At 39.4% G+C, this 2,451-nt stretch carries 2 protein-coding genes; both read right to left on the minus strand.

The genetic code is table 11. From position 1 onward, the window contains the following. Window positions 1–1,013 (minus strand): RNA-guided endonuclease InsQ/TnpB family protein (locus FFR48_RS27235; RefSeq protein WP_137669510.1); only part of this gene is annotated, 1,013 nt, incomplete at its 3' end. A 140-nt stretch (window positions 1,014–1,153) separates the two neighbouring features. After that, window positions 1,154–1,498 carry a zinc ribbon domain-containing protein gene (locus tag FFR48_RS27240; protein ID WP_096567566.1) on the minus strand — a complete coding sequence of 115 codons (345 nt, stop codon included), beginning with the start codon at window positions 1,496–1,498 and terminating at the stop codon, window positions 1,154–1,156. Window positions 1,499–2,451 lie beyond the last annotated feature (953 nt).

Consider the following 2,451-nt stretch of genomic DNA (forward strand, 5'->3'; position numbering starts at 1 on the left):
AGTGATGATTTCTTTTCTCCACAAGTTGAGCAAGTCTTGCTACTGGGATAATATCTATCCACAATTACTAACTTACTACCATACAGTTGTGTTTTATATTCTAGCTGCCTTCTAAATTCATAAAAGCCCATATCAGCAATAGCTTTTGATAATTTCCCATTTGCTAACATCCCAGATACATTCAAATCTTCTATCCCTATCACCGCGTGGTTTTTGTTGATACAAGTGGTGATTTTGTGTAATGTATCTTTTCTGATATTGGCTATTTTTTGGTGTAATCTTGCTATTTTGATTTGGGCTTTTCTATAATTATTTGACCATATTTGTTTATGACGGTTCAAATATTGCATTCTTGCTAACTTTTTCTCATACTTTTTATAGATTTTTACTCCATTAAATATTTCTCCTGTTGATAATATTGCTAGATGATTTATTCCTAAATCAACTCCTACAAACTCTTGATTTTTCTGGGTTTCATTGGCTTCAACTTCTATTTTCCAAGAGATAAACCTGCCTGTCGGCAGACATGGCCACTTGTCAGCTTGTTTACTGATGGTGACAGATTTCGGTTTATATCCTGTAGGGAGAATTTCATAAGTTTTTATCCAACCAATTATGGGTACTTTTACCTTTCTGTAGTCAATTTTTATGACACCATCTAAGGTAAAAGAATCATCTCTCCCTTTTTTCTTAAACTTAGGAAAGCCTTTACTTTTTTTGAAGAAGGCTTTAAAGGCATCTGACAAATATCTTAATGCGTATTGAGGGGCGCATTTAGACACTTCATAATACCAAGGATGGGTAGATTTAATGGCTGCTACTAACCATTTGTGTAAATCTATGGCTGTGGGAAATTTGATTTTTTCTTCTGGTTGCAGTTTGTTATGTAATAATACCTGTTGACAAAGTGCTAACCCTTGATTCCAAGCGTGTCTGGCTACTCCTGCGTGTTGCGCCAGTAGTAGTCGTTGTTGCTTGTTAACTTTGAGTTGGGTTTTGAATCCTAGTAGCATACAGTGATTTTACTGTAATTCTGTCACAAAGCAAAAGATGACAGGAAATTTTCAGTAAATGTGAGTATTTGTTAGTATTGGTTAAGAAAACAGTAACTAGCTACTAACCCTGACTTGTGCGTATGTCCTAACTATATTACTTAGGTTGTCAGAGAAATTAACAAACAGACAAATAATATAGCTATGAGCAGCACTAGACCCTGATTTCGTTGAAGCCAGCTTTTATTAGTCTGCCTTTCCAGTTCTAACTGACTCTCTTGCCAATTTTGGTAAAGAGTACAATCTTGAGCATAAGGGCGTTTGGGAAAATTACAGCTATCATCCTGATGATAAACACAGGTTTCACAAAGATAGTCATTGCCAACAGCACGATGCAAAGGAATACCCGGATGTCCAAAAGCTTTTAGAGTTATTCGGCAATGAGGACAAGTGATAGCCTGACTATCAATAAGTTGATGACAACGAGGACAAGATAAAGTAGCCAAAACCTGACAGTAAATAGAAATAGGTTAAACATTTTGATTTTAGCCAATTCGATTCACAAGCAGCGACCCAAACAGCAAATATGGCTGAGTGTTGCACCAAGTAGGCTGTTACTATATATTCCCCCATCTTGTGGGATGGGCATCCTGCCCGTTCCTGACAGCGCACCACTATAAATTTTTCTGCAACTTATAAGAAAATCGAGTGAGCCAAAACCACGCCCCCTCAAGTATCGGAACTTGGTGGAAATACTTGATCGTACTTGAGGCGGTGGATGTAGGCGAACGGATTGCCCATGCGTGGGGCAGTCATGATATATTGTTTTTCAACAGGCATGGTAATCAACCTGTATAAAAACCTAACTGCCTAACGGCAATCTGTACCTTGACAATTGAAGATTGGTGGGTTCTATTCCATAGTTCTAGTTCCTACCCAGGAATAGGTAAAATCTATCCTTCGGGAAGCCGCTTCGCGTCTACATGGGGGCTAAACTTGTGTTAAGCGTACTTGTACCGAGCCTGTCCTGAGCGGTGTCGAAGGGCGGTGTCGAAGGGCGGTGTCGAAAGGCGCAGTCGAAGTAGTCGAAGTAGTCGAAACACGACACAGAATTTAAACTCAAACAAATTGGGAATCATCCAACTAGGGAAGGGCATTCCCTAAGTAACGCTTGAGGAGAGAACCACCTCGCTTGTTAGAAACTGCAAGGGATCTAGTCTAAGTGGACTCGTTGAATCAAGAATCTGCGCTCCTTTAGGACGCAGAGTGTCAAACATTGGCAGTCCCATAGAAACTAACCACTTCTGGAGACTGCAATTAATCTGATTTGCAAAACCCTGTTCCAGTAAAGCTTTCAACCCATTCCCCAAAAAGTCTAAAAAATTTTTGAAAAAGTAGTTGACATTCCCAGAGAGGTCAGCTATATTAAATGAGGTGAGGCAAACGAAGCCCACCACTG

The organism is Sphaerospermopsis reniformis, assembly GCF_005402885.1.
Lineage (GTDB): Bacteria > Cyanobacteriota > Cyanobacteriia > Cyanobacteriales > Nostocaceae > Sphaerospermopsis > Sphaerospermopsis kisseleviana.